The sequence below is a fragment of the Streptomyces sp. T39 genome, from assembly GCF_008042045.1.
GTDB lineage: Bacteria > Actinomycetota > Actinomycetes > Streptomycetales > Streptomycetaceae > Streptomyces.
In genome coordinates, this window is record NZ_RDBP01000012.1 from 207,786 (window position 1) to 223,076 (window position 15,291).

Genomic DNA, 15,291 nt, shown 5'->3' on the forward strand with positions numbered 1-15,291 from the left:
GGCGCCGCCGTGCCGCCCCCGGGAGTACCCGGCATCTCGCCCTCCCGCGCGACGCGGGCGGTCTCCATCAGGCGGGCGGTGTCCTCCTCGCCGAGCCGCAGGGCGGCGCCCACGGTGGTGAGGACCTCCCGCTCGGCCTGGGTGTAGGGGCCGTCGGCGAGGGCGATCCGGGCGCCCTGGAGGAGGATCGACTCCCGCCCGGCGGGGGCGAGATGGGGCGCCAGGGGCTCCAGGGCCTCGTGGAGTTCGATGGCCAGGGCGGCGCCGTACGGCGTGGTGTCGGCGACGTACCGGCCGGTGTCGGCGGCGAGGTCCTCGATCAGGGAGACCAGCTGGTCCTCGGTGCATCCGTCGAGCCCGGCGGCGCGGACGGTGTGGACGGCGGTCTCCAGCACCGAGCGCGATGAGGTGCCGCCGGAGGCGAGGACGGCGAGGGCGACGGTGTGCACCGCGTCCCGGAGCATCGCGGAGAAACGGCCGGTGGTGGGGTGGTCGAGGGCGTCCGGTCCGAAGTGGGTGTGGCAGGCGGCGCATTCGACGACGGGTCCGGTGTCGCCCCGGCCGAGCAGCGGCACCCCGAGAAGGGTGAACCGGCGGCGCCCGGTCCGGCGGCGGTAGTTGCGGTCGCCGCCGCAGTCCGCGCAGAAGAACTCGCCGTCGCCGATGGTGGTCCATGACGTACGAATGCCGCAGACCCGCACTTTTCGGCCCAGATGTCCCAGGGTTGGCAGCACGTCGCACCTCCGCAATGCTGCGGCAACATTGCCGCGTGGACGTGATGTTAGCCACACGATTGATGTCACGTCAGCACCCCGGCGGGAGGTGACTCGCGACATGGCCGGATCCGCACGTTCCGGGGGCGGCCGCACGGGGGCGCGAAAACGCCGGGTGTGCCCGTGCTCGGGCACACCCGGCGTCGTCGTCCGGGCCGGCGGTGTCCTAGCGGGCCGCGCGGTTGACGGCGGAGACGACGGCCTTCAGGGAGGCGCGGGTGGTGTTGGCGTCGATGCCGATGCCCCACAGCACCTTTCCGTCGATGGCGCACTCGATGTACGAGGCGGCCTGCGCGGACGCGCCCTCGCTCATGGTGTGCTCCTGGTAGTCCAGCAGGCGCACGTCGACGCCCACGGCGTTCAGCGCCTCGAAGAACGCGGAGATCGGGCCGTTGCCCGAGCCGGTCAGCACCGTCTCGGCGCCGTCGACGACCGCCTCGACGGTCAAGGTGTCGACGCCGTCCTTGTCGGTGGTGGTCTGCCCGGAGCGGATCTGGATGCGCCCCCACGGGTTCTCGGGGTTGGGCAGGTACTCGTCCTGGAAGACGGACCAGATCGCGGCCGGGGTGACCTCGCCGCCCTCGGTGTCGGTCTTGGCCTGGATGATCCGCGAGAACTCGATCTGCATCCGGCGCGGCAGGTCCAGCTTGTGGTCGTTCTTCAGGACGTAGGCGATACCGCCCTTGCCCGACTGGGAGTTGACGCGGATGACGGCCTCGTAGGAGCGGCCGACGTCCTTGGGGTCGATCGGCAGGTACGGGACCGCCCACTCGATCTCGTCGACGCTCCTGCCGGCGGCGGCCGCGTCGGCCTCCATCGCGTCGAAGCCCTTCTTGATGGCGTCCTGGTGGGAGCCGGAGAAGGCCGTGTAGACCAGGTCGCCCGCGTAGGGGTGGCGCGGGTGGATCTCCATCTGGTTGCAGTACTCGCTGGTGCGGCGGATGTCGTCGATCTGCGAGAAGTCCAGCTGCGGGTCGACGCCCTGCGAGAACAGGTTCATGCCCAGGGTGACCAGGTCGACGTTGCCCGTGCGCTCGCCCTGCCCGAACAGGCAGCCCTCGATGCGGTCGGCGCCCGCCATGACCGCCAGCTCGGCGGCGGCGACGGCGGTGCCGCGGTCGTTGTGCGGGTGGACGGACAGGCAGACGTGCTCGCGCCGGGTCAGATGGCGCGCCATCCACTCGAAGCGGTCCGCGTGGGTGGAGGGCGTCGAACGCTCCACGGTGGCGGGCAGGTTGAGGATGATCTCGCGGCCCGGGCCGGGCTGCCACACGTCGCAGACCGCCTCGCAGACCTCCAGGGCGAAGTCCAGCTCGGTGTCGGTGAAGATCTCGGGGCTGTACTGGTAGCCGAAGGCGGTCTCCGGGCCCAGCAGCTTCTCCGCGTACTCCATGACCAGCCGGGTGCCGTCGACGGCGATCTGCCTGATGTCGTCCTTGGAGCCGCGGAAGACGACCCGCCGGAAGGTGGGCGCGGTCGCGTTGTACAGGTGGACGGTGGCGCGACGGGCGCCGACCAGGGACTCCACCGTGCGCTCGATCAGGTCCTCACGGGCCTGCGTCAGCACCGAGATGGTGACGTCCTCGGGGATCGCGCCCTCTTCGATGATGGAACGGACGAAGGCGAAGTCCGTCTCGCCGGAGGAGGGGAAGCCGACCTCGATCTCCTTGAAGCCCATCCGTACCAGCAGGTCGAACATCTCGCGCTTGCGCGCGGGGCTCATGGGGTCGATGAGCGCCTGGTTGCCGTCGCGCAGGTCGGTGGAGAGCCAGCGGGGCGCCTTGGTGATGCGCTGCTCCGGCCAGGTGCGGTCGGGGATGGCCACGGCCTCGTACCGGCCGTACTTGTGGATCGGCATTCCGGACGGCTGCTGGGTGTGCGTCGTGTTGGTGATCGGGGTGGGACGGCCGATCCACTGCGACTGCGTCATGGCGTTGGGCTCCTCGGAATCCTGCGGGGATGGGGGCCGACCGATGGTCGAGAGCAGCACCAGACTCCGCGGGGAGGGGGTCGGCCTACGACTACAGGCCCTCGCCGCGGCAGCTAAGGAGAAGCAGCCCGAAACGCATGATGCCCAGAAGAGTAGCCGAGCCCCGGCAGGAGCGTGGGTTCCGTTTCAGTATGCGGGACGACCGATGAGTAAAGCCCACATGTGGCACATCACTCCATTTCGGTAATCGTGCTCACTTTCCGTGACTTCCCGCGTGCGGGCTGCCACTGTCCAGGCATGGACAACCACACCCCGGTCTTCTGCACGATCGTCCCGCCGCACATCCTCGACAGGCTGGTGCGCTCGGGTGACCCCGCCCTCTCGGGCCCGGCCCGCCGCACCCTCCAGGCGGACGCCGCCCAGCGCACCGGCAGGCGCCTGACCACGGTGGCCGGTGCGGCCGTCCGCACGGCCGCGGCCACCGCCGAGGGCCCGCGACGCACCCTCCACGACGCGCGCAACGGCACCGAGCTGCCCGGGGTCGTGGTGCGCCGCGAGGGCGAGGACCCGGTGGCGGACGCCTCCGTCAACCGCGCGTACGCGGGCCTCGGCGCCACCTTCGAACTCCTGCTGGACGCCTACGGACGCAACTCGATCGACGGCCGCGGCCTGCCGCTTGACGCGACCGTCCACTACGACGAGAAGTACGGCAACGCCTTCTGGAACGGCGAGCAGATGGTGTTCGGCGACGGGGACGGCGAGATCTTCCTCGACTTCACGGTGTCCGTCGACGTGATCGCGCACGAGCTGGCCCACGGGCTGACCCAGTACACGGCCAACCTCAGCTACTTCGGCCAGCCCGGCGCCCTCAACGAGTCGGTCTCCGACGTCATCGGCTCCCTGGTCCGCCAGCGCACCCTCGGCCAGACCGCCGACGAGGCGGACTGGCTGATCGGCGCCGGCCTGCTCGCCCCGCGCGTCACGGGCAAGGCACTGCGTTCGCTCAAGGCCCCGGGGACGGCGTACGACGACGACGTGCTGGGCAAGGACCCCCAGCCCGCCACGATGGCCGACTACGTCCGCACCGGCCGCGACAACGGCGGGGTGCACATCAACTCGGGCATTCCCAACCACGCCTTCTACCTGCTCGCCACCCGCCTCGGAGGACGTGCCTGGGAGCGCGCGGGCCAGATCTGGTTCGACGTGCTGACCGGCGGCGACCTCGCGGTGGACGCGGACTTCGCGAGCTTCGCCCGCCTGACGGTGGCGGCGGCCGCGGACCGCTACGGCGAGGGCGAGGAGCACGACGCGGTGCTGAAGGCCTGGTCGCAGGTCGGGGTGGACACCCGGGCCTGAGCGGCGGGGCGCGGGCGGGGCGCCGGGGCGGCCCGGCTCCGCTGTCGCCCCGCCACGATCCGTACTAGAACGGAGACCATGCGTATCCAGGTGAGGCGTACCGGCGGATTCGCCGGCATCGAGAAGACGGCAGAGATCGACACCGCGGACCGGGCCGACGCGCAGGACGTGCAGGCACTGGTCGAGCAGGCGGTCCCGGACGGCCACCCCGAGCCTCCGGCCGGTGTGCCCGACGGGTTCACCTACCAGCTCACCGTCGACGGGCGGACGGTCTACTGCTCCGACCCCCGGCTGACCCCGGCCCAGCGGGATCTGATCTCGCTGGTCCTGAAGACCGGCGCCTGACAGGAGCGGCGCCCGACGAGGACGGCCGGCGGCGGTGGGAGCCGCCGGCACCCGCCCGGCGTCCTGCCCCCGCCGCCGTGTCCGGACCGCGCCCGGCGTCCGGCTCCCGCCCGCGGCCTCAGAAGCCGAGCTTGCGCAGCTGCTTGGGGTCGCGCTGCCAGTCCTTGGCCACCTTCACGTGCAGATCCAGGTAGACCGGCGTCCCCAGCAGCGCCTCGATGTGCTTGCGGGACTTCATGCCGACCTCCTTCAGCCGCTGGCCCTTCGGGCCGATGATGATGCCCTTCTGGCTGGGCCGCTCGATGTAGAGGTTGGCGTGGATGTCGAGCAGCGGCTTGTCCGCCGGACGGTCCTCCCGGGGCAGCATCTCCTCGACGACCACGGCGATCGAGTGCGGCAGTTCGTCCCGCACGCCCTCCAGGGCCGCCTCGCGGATCAGCTCCGCGACCATGACCTGCTCGGGCTCGTCGGTGAGGTCGCCCTCCGGGTACAGCGGCGGGCTCTCGGGCAGCAGGGGGATGAGCAGGTCGGCCACGAGCTGCACCTGCGTGCCGCCGACGGCGGACACCGGCACGATCTCCGCCCACTCGATGCCCAGTTCCCGGCCCAGCTGGTCGATCGCGATCAGCTGCTCGGCCAGCGTCTTGGAGTCGACCAGGTCGGTCTTGGTGACGATGGCGACCTTCGGGGTCTTCTTGATGCCGGCGAGCTCCTTGGCGATGAAGCGGTCGCCGGGGCCGAGCTTCTGGTCGGCCGGCAGGCAGAAGCCGATGACGTCGACCTCGGCCCACGTCGTGCGCACGATGTCGTTGAGCCGCTCGCCGAGGAGGGTGCGCGGCTTGTGCAGGCCGGGGGTGTCCACCAGGATCAGCTGCGCCTCGGGGCGGTGCACGATGCCGCGCACGGTGTGCCGGGTGGTCTGCGGCCTGTTGGAGGTGATGGCCACCTTCTGGCCGACCAGAGCGTTCGTGAGAGTGGACTTGCCCGCGTTGGGGCGGCCGACGAAGCAGGCGAAGCCGGCCCGGTGGGGGGCTTCGGAAGACTGGGTACGAGCGCTCATGGCGCCCATTGTCCCTGATCCCGGACGCGGTCGATGACGCGCGCCCGGGACGGGGTCCGGCGGAGGGTGTCAGCCCGCGGTGACCGAGGACTTGAGGACGCCGTCCGGGCCCGCCAGGAGCACCGGCGTCGCGTCCCCGCCGAGGTCCCGCACTGCCGCGCGGTCGTCGTCCGACGCGGTGTCCGACTCGGAGACGACGGCGGCCGCCTCCAGGGAGGTGGCGCCGCTGGCCACGGCCATGGCCACGGCGGTCCGCAGGGCGCTGAGCTCGAGCGACGGGAGGGCCACCGTGCCGGCGACATAGGTCCGCCCGGTCTCGTCGCGCACCGCGGCGCCCTCGGGGACGCCGTTGCGGGCCCGGGCGCTGCGCGCCAGCGTGATGATCTTGCGGTCCTCGGGGCCGAGGTCGGGGGTCTGCGTCATGCCCCGAAGCATAGATCGGCCGCCCGGAGGGGATCCGGGCGGCCGGTCGTGGAGCGGGAACGGAGGGCGTCAGCCCTGGACCGCCTTGACGAGCTTGTCGCCGATGCGCGGGACCAGCTCGTCGAACAGCTTGGCCGCGGCCGGGTCCTGGCCGGGGACGTACGCGGCGCGGGTGATGCCGGTGCCCTGGCGGGCGATCAGGATGTGGGCCTTGATCGACACGTCCAGACCCGGGATGGGCATGTCCATCACGAAGGCGTGCGACTCCTCGGCGGTCTTCGGCGCGCCGGGGAGCTTCTGGACGTTCATCTCGACCTTCTCGCCGTCCTGGGTGAACGACAGCTTCGGGCAGGCGTCGAGGGCCGCGCCGAGCGCCTTGGTGAGGTCCGCGGCGCCGGTGCCCTTGTAGGTGAAGGCCCGCTGGCTGAGGGCGCTGTCGGCCTCGGCGCCCTTCTCGAAGTCCGCCGACTCGCCCTTGGCGCTCGCGCTCGCGGGCACCTCGGTCATCAGGTCGGCGATGGGCTGGCACTCGGCCTTGTCGGCCTTGGGCGCCGGCTCGTCGTCGGCAGGCATCGGGGCCGCCTTCCACCCCTCGCCCAGGTCGGCGGCGACCAGGGTCGCGGCCTTCAGCTGAGCGGCCGTCAGCGGCTCGGTGGACGCCGCGGGCTTGTCCTCGGCGGGCTTGGACGCCTTGTCCGCGGTGTCGCCGGAGGCGGCCGGCTTCTTCTCGTCGTCGCCCCCGCCGCACGCGGCGGCGGTCAGGACGAGCGCGGAAGCGGTGAGTGCGGCGGCGACGCCGCGGCGCATACGGGTACGCATGTGGATGGTCACTCCCAAGAGTTCTGTGGGTGCGGGAGGCCCCCCCTCCCAGTACGCGGACAGACAATACACAGCTTCCGCGATCTTGTTGAACGCGATTCGAGGGTGTAGGGGACCGGGCGGGCCCTACGGGCGGTCCAGGCGCAGGCGCTCGGCGCGCGGCAGACCGGCGACCACCAGGTCGTAGGAGTCCTCGACCAGTTCGCGCACCATCCGGTCGGGCAGGTCCCCCACCGTCACCGTGTTCCAGTGCCGCTTGTTCATGTGCCAGCCCGGCGCGATCGCCGGGTGTTCGGCCCGCAGCCGCACCGCGTTGTCCGGGTCGCACTTGAGGTTGACCGTCAGCGGCGTCCCGTCGAGGGCGCTGAGCGCGAACATCTTGCCGAGCACCTTGAAGACCGAGGTCTCGGGACCGAAGGGGAACTCCTCGACCGCCGCGTTGAATTCCAGGCACAGCGCCCGGAGTTCCCGTGCCCTCATGCCGGTCCGCTCTCGTCGTCGGGCTTCTCCACGGGCTCCGCGAGCACCGTGACGATCCGGTTGCGGCGGCCGGCCGGGGACTCGGCGGTCAGGCGGACCGACCGGCCGTCGGGCAGCTCGACCACCGCGCCCGCGCCCGCGATCGGCACCCGGCCGAGCGCCTTGGCGAGCAGGCCGCCGACCGTCTCCACGTCCTCGTCGTCGAGTTCGTCGGCTCCCAGGCCGTAGAGCTCCCCGAGGTCGCCGATGTCGAGACGGGCGGTGACGCGGAAGCGGCCCTCGCCCAGCTCCTCGACCGGCGGCAGCTCGCGGTCGTACTCGTCGGTGATCTCGCCGACGATCTCCTCGAGGATGTCCTCGATGGTGACGATGCCGGCGGTGCCGCCGTACTCGTCGATGACGACGGCGACGTGGTTGCGCTTCTGCTGCATCTCGCGCAGCAGGTCGCCGGCGTTCTTCGTGTCGGGGACGAAGACGGCGGGCCGCATCGCCGTCGAGACCAGGTCGGCCTCGGCGTCGCGGTTGACGTGGGTCTTGCGGACCAGGTCCTTGAGGTAGACGACACCGACGATGTCGTCCTCGTTCTCCCCGGTGACGGGGATGCGCGAGAAGCCCGAGCGCAGCGCCAGCGTCAGCGCCTGCCGCACGGTCTTGAACCGCTCGATGGACACCAGGTCGGTGCGCGGCACCATCACCTCGCGGACCAGGGTGTCGCCGAGTTCGAAGACGGAGTGGACCATGCGCCGCTCGTCGTCCTCGATCAGGGACTCCTGCTCGGCCAGGTCGACCATGGCGCGCAGTTCGGCCTCGGAGGCGAACGGGCCCTTGCGGAAGCCCTTTCCGGGGGTGAGGGCGTTGCCGATGAGGATCAGCAGCTGCGGGATCGGGCCCATGATCCGGGCCAGCGGCAGCAGGACGTACGCGGCGGCGGTGGCCGTGTTCAGGGGGTGCTGCCGGCCGATGGTGCGCGGCGAGACCCCGACGGCGACATAGCTGACGAGGACCATCACGGCCATGGCGACGAGCAGGGCCGCCCAGGTCTCCCGGAACTCCTCGATGCACGCGTAGGTGACGAGGACCCCCGCCGCCATCTCGCAGGAGACGCGGGCCAGGAGGGCGACGTTCAGATAGCGGGTGGGGTCGGAGGTGACCTGCGCCAGCTTCTCGGCGCCGCGCCGCCCGGACCGCACGGCCTCGGCGGCGCGGAAACTGGAGACACGGGCGAGACCGGCCTCCGCGCACGCCGCGAGCCAGGCGACGACCACCAGGGCGACCGCGCCCGCGACAAGGGGGAGGCTCATGAGACGGTCGGTGCCGGGGAGGGGCCGGTGAGGCCCTTCTCCGCACGCCAGCCGTCGACGATGGCGGCCTGGAGACCGAACATCTCCGCCTTCTCGTCGGGCTCCTCGTGGTCGTACCCGAGCAGGTGCAGCACGCCGTGGACGGTCAGGAGCTGGAGCTCCTCGTCCATGGAGTGCTGCGTGGGCGCCTCGGCGCCCTGCTTCTCGGCGACCTCGGGGCAGAGCACGATGTCACCGAGGAGCCCCTGCGGGGGCTCCTCGTCGTCCTTGGCCGGCGGACGCAGTTCGTCCATCGGGAAGGACATGACATCGGTCGGTCCGGGGAGGTCCATCCACTGGATGTGGAGCTGCTCCATCGCCTCCTCGTCCACGACGATCACCGAGAGCTCGGAGAGCGGGTGGATGCGCATACGCGCCAGCGCGTAGCGGGCGACATCGAGGATCGCCTGCTCGTCGACCTCGGTTCCGGACTCGTTGTTGACGTCGATCGACATGCGCGCTGTGACTACTTCCCGTTGTCGTACTTCTCGTAGGCGTCGACGATACGGCCGACGAGCTTGTGCCGTACGACATCCTGGCTCGTGAGCCGGGAGAAGTGCACGTCCTCGACACCGTCCAGGATCTCCTGCACCTGCCGCAGGCCGCTCTTGGTGCCGCTCGGCAGGTCGACCTGGGTGATGTCACCGGTGATGACGATCTTGGAGTCGAAACCGAGCCGGGTGAGGAACATCTTCATCTGCTCGGCGCTGGTGTTCTGCGCCTCGTCCAGGATGATGAAGGCGTCGTTGAGGGTGCGTCCGCGCATGTAGGCCAGCGGCGCGACCTCGATCGTGCCCGCCGCCATCAGGCGCGGGATGGAGTCGGGGTCGAGCATGTCGTGCAGGGCGTCGTAGAGCGGGCGCAGGTACGGGTCGATCTTCTCGTAGAGCGTGCCGGGCAGGAAGCCGAGCCGCTCACCGGCCTCGACCGCGGGCCGGGTCAGGATGATCCGGTTGACCTGCTTCGACTGGAGCGCCTGCACCGCCTTGGCCATGGCGAGATACGTCTTGCCGGTACCGGCGGGGCCGATGCCGAACACGACCGTGTGCTTGTCGATCGCGTCGACGTACCGCTTCTGGTTGAGCGTCTTGGGGCGGATGGTCCGGCCGCGGCTGGAGAGGATGTTCTGCGTGAGGACCTCGGCCGGGGTCTCGGCGCCCGGCTCTCCGCTGCCGTCCTCGGCCGCCTTGAGCATGGCGATCGAGCGTTCCACTGCGTCCTCCGTCATCGGCTGCCCGGTGCGGAGCACCAGCATCATCTCGTCGAACAGGCGCTGGACGAGCGCGACTTCCGCCGCGTCGCCGACCGCGCTGACCTCGTTTCCCCGGACATGGATGTCGGCCCCGGGGAAGGCGTTCTCGATCACGCGCAGGAGGGCGTCCCCCGAGCCGAGGACGGTCACCATCGGATGCTTCGCGGGGACGGTGAAGCGGGCTCGCGCCTGCCCCGGCGCCGGGTTCTGGGCTGTGGGTGTCTGAGTCATGGGCCGGCACTGTGGCCTGCACATACCTCCTGTTGCAGGGTTCTCGCTGCTCGACAACCTCCGGACATCCAGGGTACGACCTGCCGCCGACAGGACCGAAGGCTTTTACCGGGTCCGACGGCGCGTACGGGCCCGCCCGGCGTCCCGCCCGGCCGCGGGCCGGTCAGGCGCTGCGGCCGAAGCCGATGGTCGGGACCGCCCGGCGCAGCGGCCACGGCCGGGCGGGGGCGGGGAGCAGGCGCTCCAGGAAGGCGTACCGCCGCAGTGCGGCGGGGTCCTGACCGGGTACGCCCTGCACCGACTGCCACCAGGCGGCGATCTCCCACCAGCCGGGCGCGGAGAGCGACCCGCCGAACTCCTGGACCGACAGCGCGGCGGTCAGCCCGGCGAAGGCCAGCCGGTCGGCCAGCGGCCAGCCCGCCAGGGTCCCGGTGACGAAGCCGGCCACGAAGACGTCCCCTGCGCCCGTCGGGTCGAGGGCCTCGACCGCGATCGCCGGCACCTGCGCGCTCTCGCCGGTCGCGCCGTCCACCGCGTACGCGCCCTCGGCGCCCAGCGTGACGACGGCGAGCCGGACGTGCTCGGTGAGGGCGTGGGCGGCGGCCCTGGGGCAGTCGGTGCGGGTGTAGCGCATCGCCTCGCCGGCGTTCGGCAGGAACGCCTCGCAGTGCGCCAGGTCGGCGAGGTCGGCCGGGTCCCAGCGGCCGCTCTCGTCCCAGCCGACGTCGGCGAAGATCCGGGTGCCCTTGCGGGCGGCCTGGGCGATCCACTCGGCCCGTGCGCCCGGGGTCAGCGAGGCGACCGCGGCACGGGCGGGAGGCGGGCACTGGGGCGCGTGCTCGGCCTGCGGCGCCTCGTGGCCGTGGGAGACCATCGTGCGCTCGCCCTCGTACGCCATCGAGACGGTGACGGGCGAATGCCAGCCGGTCACGGTGCGGGAGAGGGAGAGGTCGATGCCCTCGCCCTGTTCGAGGGCGTCCCAGCAGTACTCGCCGTAGTGGTCGTCGCCGAACGCGGCGGCGAGGGAGGTGTGCAGGCCGAGCCGGGCGAGCGCGGTGGCCATGTTGGCGACGCCGCCCGGACTGGAACCCATGCCGCGGGCCCAGGACTCGGTGCCGCGGACCGGCGCCGAGTCGAGCCCGGTGAAGATGATGTCGAGGAAGACGCTGCCGGTGAGATAGACGTCGCAGGCGGGGTCCGCGGGGCCCCGCAGTGCGGCCAGAGGGTCCAGGCTCGTCGCCTGCTGTCGCTGTCCGTCGCGAATGCTCACCGTGGCGCTCCCGTGCATGTGCGGTTCACGCCAGTCTGCCTGATGTGCCCCGTCCGGCCGAGCGCCCGCCGCCCGGACCCCTCACGTGTCGGCCTCGGGGCCGGGGGTCACCAGCGCGGCACGGACGGGGTGCGCCACCGGGGGTCGGCCACCCGCATCGCCGCGGCGTCGTCGCGGTCGCGGAAGGTGCCGTCGTCGTCCAGCCAGCGGCGGTGGAGGCGGTCGAGCCGCTCGCGGTCCAGTTCGACCCCGAGGCCCGGCCGGTCCCCGACCGCCAGCCGGCCGTCCTCGAAGACCAGGCGTTCGGTGATCACGTCCTCGGTCTGCCACGGGTAGTGGCTGTCGCAGGCGTGGTCGAGCTGGGGCACGACCGCCGCGACGTGGGTCATGGCGGCGAGGCTGATGCCCAGGTGGGTGTTGGAGTGCATGGACAGGGCGACCCCGAAGGTGCGGCAGAGCGCGGCCAGGTCGCGGGTGGCGAGCAGCCCGCCCCAGTAGTGGTGGTCGGACAGGACGACCTGCACGGCGCCCCGGGCGAACGCCTCCGGGATCTCGGCGAAGGTCGTGACGCACATGTTGGTCGCGAGCGGGATGTCCGTGCCGGCCGCGACCTCGGCCATCCGCGCCGTCGTGCTGGTGGGGTCCTCCAGGTACTCCAGGACGTCGCCGAGTTCCCGGGCCACGTGCAGGGCCGTCTCCACCGACCAGGCGCCGTTGGGGTCGAGGCGGAGCGGGCGGCCCGGGAACGCCTCGGCCAGCGCCCGGACGGCGGCGATCTCCTCGGCGGGCGGGAAGACGCCTCCCTTGAGCTTGAACGAGGTGAAGCCGTGGTCGCGGACGAAGCGGCGGGCCTGGGCGACGATCCCGGCGGGATCGAGGGCGGCGCCCCAGTCGTCCGCCTCGCCCGCGCCGCCGGGGTGCCCGGCCCAGCGGTAGAAGAGGTAGGCGCTGTAGTCGACGCTGTCGCGGACCTTGCCGCCGAGCAGCGCGTGGACGGGCAGCCCGACCGCCTTGCCGAGGGCGTCCAGGCAGGCGACCTCGAAGGCGGAGACGACGGAGAGCCGGAGCTTGTCGGCGGTCTGGACGCCGCGCAGTCCGCCGGCGTCGACCGCGTCCGCGCCGGTCGCCGAGGGCACGTCGCCGCACACCCGGGCGGCGAGCTCCTGGAGCCCGCCCACGGCGGTGACGGACCGGCCCCTCAGGGCGTCGGCCAACGGGCGGGCGAGGTCCAGGTACTTGGTGTCGCCGTAGGTCTCGCCGACGCCGGTGACGCCGTCGGCGGTGACGACCTCGACGATGAGACGGGGCGTGTACGGCTGGTGCACACCCTGGGTGTTCAGCAGGGGCGGGTCGGCGACCAGGATCGGTGTGAGACGTACTCCGGTGACGGTCAGGTCCTGGCCCATGCTGTCTCCCCCTCGGGAATCCGCCACGCACATTCGTCCACGTATGAAAACAGAGACTAGGTAGGCGAACCGGACCGGTCAACGGAGGCGCAACTTTCTCCTGAGGATCGCCTCAAACGTTCACTCAGCTGAACGGAACCGGCGCCGGCGCGCCCGGGGCACGCCCGGCGGGGACCCCGGCAGGACGGCCGAAGTCGTACGCCTCGACCTCGGCCAGACACCGTGCGCGCCGCTCCTCGTCGTCCTCCAGGAACGACGCCAGGAAGGAGTTGCGGGCGAGCTCGCGCACCTGCTCGTCGTCCAGGGCCAGTTCCCGGCGCACCGCCGCGAAGTTGTCCCCCGCGTAGCCGCCGAAGTAGGCCGGGTCGTCGGAGTTGACCGTGCACATCAGACCGGCCGCCATCATGTGCGGCAGGGGGTGTTCCGCCAGCACGTCCACCGCGCGCAGCCGCACGTTGGAGAGCGGGCACAGGGTCAGCGGGACGCGGTCCCGCACCAGCCGCTCCACCAGGGCGGGATCCTCCATCACACGCAGCCCGTGGTCCACGCGCTCGACCCCGAGGACGTCGAGCGCCTCGCGCACGTAGGAGGCCGGGCCCTCCTCGCCCGCGTGCGCCACCCGCCGCAGGCCGAGCGCGGCCGCCGCCTCGTACACCTCGCGGAACATCGAGGGCGGGTTGCCCACCTCGGCCGAATCCAGGCCGACGCCGGTGATCCGCTGCAGATACGGCTCCGCCTCCCGCAGCGTCGCCAGCGCCGACTCGGCCGGCTCGTCGCGCAGGAAGCACATGATCAGCCGGGTGGAGACGCCGTGCCGCTCCTCGGACCGCTCCAGCGCGCGCCCCAGCCCCTCGACGACGGTGCCCATCGGGACGCCGCGCGCGAGGTGCGCCTGCGGGTCGAAGAAGATCTCCGCGTGCCGCACGCCCTGCGCGGCGGCGCGGGCGAGGTAGGCGTCCGTCAGCTCGGCGAAGTCCTCCTCGGTGCGCAGGACCGCCATCAGGCCGTAGTACAGGTCGAGGAACGACTGCAGGTCGGTGAACGCGTACGCCGCGCGCAGCGCGTCGGTGTCCGCGAAGGGCAGGTCGACGCCGTTGCGGGCGGCCAGCGCGAAGGCGAGCTCGGGCTCCAGGGTTCCTTCGATATGAAGGTGCAGTTCGGCCTTTGGTATGGGCATGCACGCATTCTAGGGCGGTCGACCTGCGGACCTTCAGGCCCTCTTCGGCACCGGGATCCGCCACAGGTCCTGCGCGACCGTGATCTCCCCCTCGAAGCCGGCGTCCCGCGCCTGCCGCTCGAAGACGTCGGCCGCGTCGGTGTAGCGCTGCGAGAAGTGGGTGAGCACCAGATGCCGCACGCCGCCCTCCCGGGCCACCCGGCCGGCCTGCCCCGCGGTCAGATGCCCGTGCTCGGTGGCGAGCCGGACGTCCTCGTCGAGGAAGGTGGACTCGATCACGAGCAGGTCGCACCCCTCGGCGAGCGCGTGGACCCCGTCGCAGAGCCGGGTGTCCATGACGAACGCGAACCGCTGCCCCCGACGGACCTCGCTGACGTCGTCGAGCGTGACCCCGCCGAGCGCGCCGTCGCGCTGGAGCCGCCCGACGTCGGGCCCGCGGACGCCGTGCTCGGCCAGCTTGGCGGGCAGTATCCGGCGGCCGTCGGGCTCGACGAGCCGGTAGCCGTACGACTCGACGGGGTGGGACAGCCGGTGGGCGTCCAGACGGTAGGGGCCCTCGGTGACGAGCGGGCCGTCGGCCGAGACCGGCCGCTCGGCCAGGCTCACGGTCTCGCGGTAGGCGGTCGCGTACCGCAGCCGGTCGAAGAAGCGCTGCCCGCTCGCCGGGTAGTGCGCCGTGACCGGGTGCGGCACCTGGTCGAGGTTGATCCGCTGGATCACCCCGGCCAGACCGAGCGAGTGGTCACCGTGGAAGTGCGTGACGCAGATCCTGTCGATGTCGTGCGCGGACACACCGGCGCGCAGCATCTGCCGCTGGGTGCCCTCGCCCGGGTCGAAGAGGATGCCCTGGCCGTCCCAGCGCAGCAGGTAGCCGTTGTGGTTCCGGTGCCGGGTGGGCACCTGGCTGGCGGTGCCCAGCACCACCAGTTCGCGTACGGACACGGGGTGCCGTCCCTACCCGGGGGGCCACTGGAGACCGCGGCCGCCCAGCACGTGCGCATGGGCGTGGAAGACGGTCTGCCCCGCACCGGAGCCGGTGTTGAAGACGATGCGGTAGCCGCCGGCGACCACCTTCTCGTCGGCCGCCACCTCCCCTGCCTCCCGCAGCACGTCCGCCGCGAGCTCGGGCGCGGCCGCGGCGAGCGCGGCGGCGTCCGGGTAGTGCGCCCTGGGGATGACCAGGACGTGCGTGGGGGCCTGCGGGTTGATGTCCCGGAAGGCGACGGTGGTGTCCGTCTCCCGCACGATCGTGGCGGGCACGTCGCCGGCGGCTACCGCATCGTCTTCAACACCGGCTCCGGTGCGGGGCAGACCGTCTTCCACGCCCATGCGCACGTGCTGGGCGGCCGCGGTCTCCAGTGGCCCCCCGGGTAGGGACGGCACCCCGTGTCCGTACGCGAACTGGTGGTGCTGGGCACCGCCAGCCAGG

General features: G+C 72.0%; 16 protein-coding genes and 1 pseudogene. 3 read left to right on the top strand and 14 right to left on the bottom strand.

Going from position 1 to position 15,291, the window contains the following annotated elements; genetic code table 11:
- Together EAO77_RS01835 and leuA are read right to left on the bottom strand one after the other, a co-directional pair.
- Window positions 1-734, bottom strand: a 734-nt coding sequence (locus EAO77_RS01835) for a TerB family tellurite resistance protein (protein ID WP_410088187.1), incomplete at its 3' end; no start/stop codon positions are given.
- Window positions 735-939: 205 nt separating this feature from the next.
- Window positions 940-2,703: a 2-isopropylmalate synthase gene (gene leuA, locus EAO77_RS01840; RefSeq protein WP_147986382.1), complete on the bottom strand. Its 1,764-nt coding sequence runs from the start codon at window positions 2,701-2,703 to the stop codon at window positions 940-942.
- Window positions 2,704-3,000: 297 nt separating this feature from the next.
- Between leuA and EAO77_RS01845 the strand changes: the two genes are divergently transcribed.
- Both EAO77_RS01845 and EAO77_RS01850 read left to right on the top strand, forming a co-directional pair.
- Window positions 3,001-4,059, top strand: a complete 1,059-nt coding sequence (locus EAO77_RS01845) for a M4 family metallopeptidase (RefSeq protein WP_147986383.1) — start codon at window positions 3,001-3,003, stop codon at window positions 4,057-4,059.
- A 78-nt stretch (window positions 4,060-4,137) separates the two neighbouring features.
- Window positions 4,138-4,404: a protealysin inhibitor emfourin gene (locus EAO77_RS01850; protein WP_147986384.1), complete on the top strand. Its 267-nt coding sequence runs from the start codon at window positions 4,138-4,140 to the stop codon at window positions 4,402-4,404.
- Between the two features lie 118 nt (window positions 4,405-4,522).
- On the opposite strand, the gene era is transcribed toward EAO77_RS01850, so the two are convergent.
- From era to EAO77_RS01910, 12 genes are all read right to left on the bottom strand, one after another.
- Entirely contained in the window at window positions 4,523-5,464 is a 942-nt protein-coding gene (gene era / locus EAO77_RS01855; protein ID WP_147986385.1) for a GTPase Era, read from the bottom strand.
- Between the two features lie 69 nt (window positions 5,465-5,533).
- The gene (locus EAO77_RS01860) at window positions 5,534-5,887 is read right to left on the bottom strand and encodes a cytidine deaminase (RefSeq protein WP_147986386.1); all 354 of its coding nucleotides are present in this window, start codon (window positions 5,885-5,887) and stop codon (window positions 5,534-5,536) included.
- 69 nt (window positions 5,888-5,956) lie between these two features.
- Window positions 5,957-6,706: a hypothetical protein gene (locus EAO77_RS01865; protein WP_147986387.1), complete on the bottom strand. Its 750-nt coding sequence runs from the start codon at window positions 6,704-6,706 to the stop codon at window positions 5,957-5,959.
- A 126-nt stretch (window positions 6,707-6,832) separates the two neighbouring features.
- Window positions 6,833-7,186: an MmcQ/YjbR family DNA-binding protein gene (locus EAO77_RS01870; protein WP_147986388.1), complete on the bottom strand. Its 354-nt coding sequence runs from the start codon at window positions 7,184-7,186 to the stop codon at window positions 6,833-6,835.
- A complete protein-coding gene (locus EAO77_RS01875) occupies window positions 7,183-8,487 on the bottom strand; it encodes a hemolysin family protein (RefSeq protein WP_147986389.1) in 1,305 nt (434 codons plus the stop codon). Before EAO77_RS01875 ends, EAO77_RS01870 begins: the two co-directional genes overlap by 4 nt.
- On the bottom strand, window positions 8,484-8,981 hold the full coding sequence (gene ybeY / locus EAO77_RS01880; RefSeq protein ID WP_147986390.1) for an rRNA maturation RNase YbeY: 498 nt from the start codon (window positions 8,979-8,981) through the stop codon (window positions 8,484-8,486). Before ybeY ends, EAO77_RS01875 begins: the two co-directional genes overlap by 4 nt.
- Window positions 8,982-8,992: 11 nt before the next feature.
- Window positions 8,993-10,009: a PhoH family protein gene (locus EAO77_RS01885; RefSeq protein ID WP_147986391.1), complete on the bottom strand. Its 1,017-nt coding sequence runs from the start codon at window positions 10,007-10,009 to the stop codon at window positions 8,993-8,995.
- A gap of 163 nt (window positions 10,010-10,172) precedes the next feature.
- A complete protein-coding gene (locus EAO77_RS01890) occupies window positions 10,173-11,279 on the bottom strand; it encodes a carbohydrate kinase family protein (protein WP_261993767.1) in 1,107 nt (368 codons plus the stop codon).
- Window positions 11,280-11,386: 107 nt separating this feature from the next.
- On the bottom strand, window positions 11,387-12,685 hold the full coding sequence (locus EAO77_RS01895; protein WP_147986393.1) for a glucarate dehydratase family protein: 1,299 nt from the start codon (window positions 12,683-12,685) through the stop codon (window positions 11,387-11,389).
- A gap of 124 nt (window positions 12,686-12,809) precedes the next feature.
- On the bottom strand, window positions 12,810-13,862 hold the full coding sequence (locus tag EAO77_RS01900; RefSeq protein WP_147986394.1) for an adenosine deaminase: 1,053 nt from the start codon (window positions 13,860-13,862) through the stop codon (window positions 12,810-12,812).
- A gap of 33 nt (window positions 13,863-13,895) precedes the next feature.
- Window positions 13,896-14,804: a ribonuclease Z gene (locus tag EAO77_RS01905; RefSeq protein ID WP_147986395.1), complete on the bottom strand. Its 909-nt coding sequence runs from the start codon at window positions 14,802-14,804 to the stop codon at window positions 13,896-13,898.
- A 12-nt stretch (window positions 14,805-14,816) separates the two neighbouring features.
- On the bottom strand, window positions 14,817-15,122 hold the full coding sequence (locus tag EAO77_RS01910; protein ID WP_261993768.1) for an HIT domain-containing protein: 306 nt from the start codon (window positions 15,120-15,122) through the stop codon (window positions 14,817-14,819).
- Between the two features lie 9 nt (window positions 15,123-15,131).
- Here EAO77_RS01910 and EAO77_RS39690 point away from each other — a divergent pair.
- Window positions 15,132-15,236, top strand: a pseudogene (locus EAO77_RS39690) (HIT domain-containing protein); the annotation flags it as partial.
- Between the last annotated feature and the right edge of the window lie 55 nt (window positions 15,237-15,291).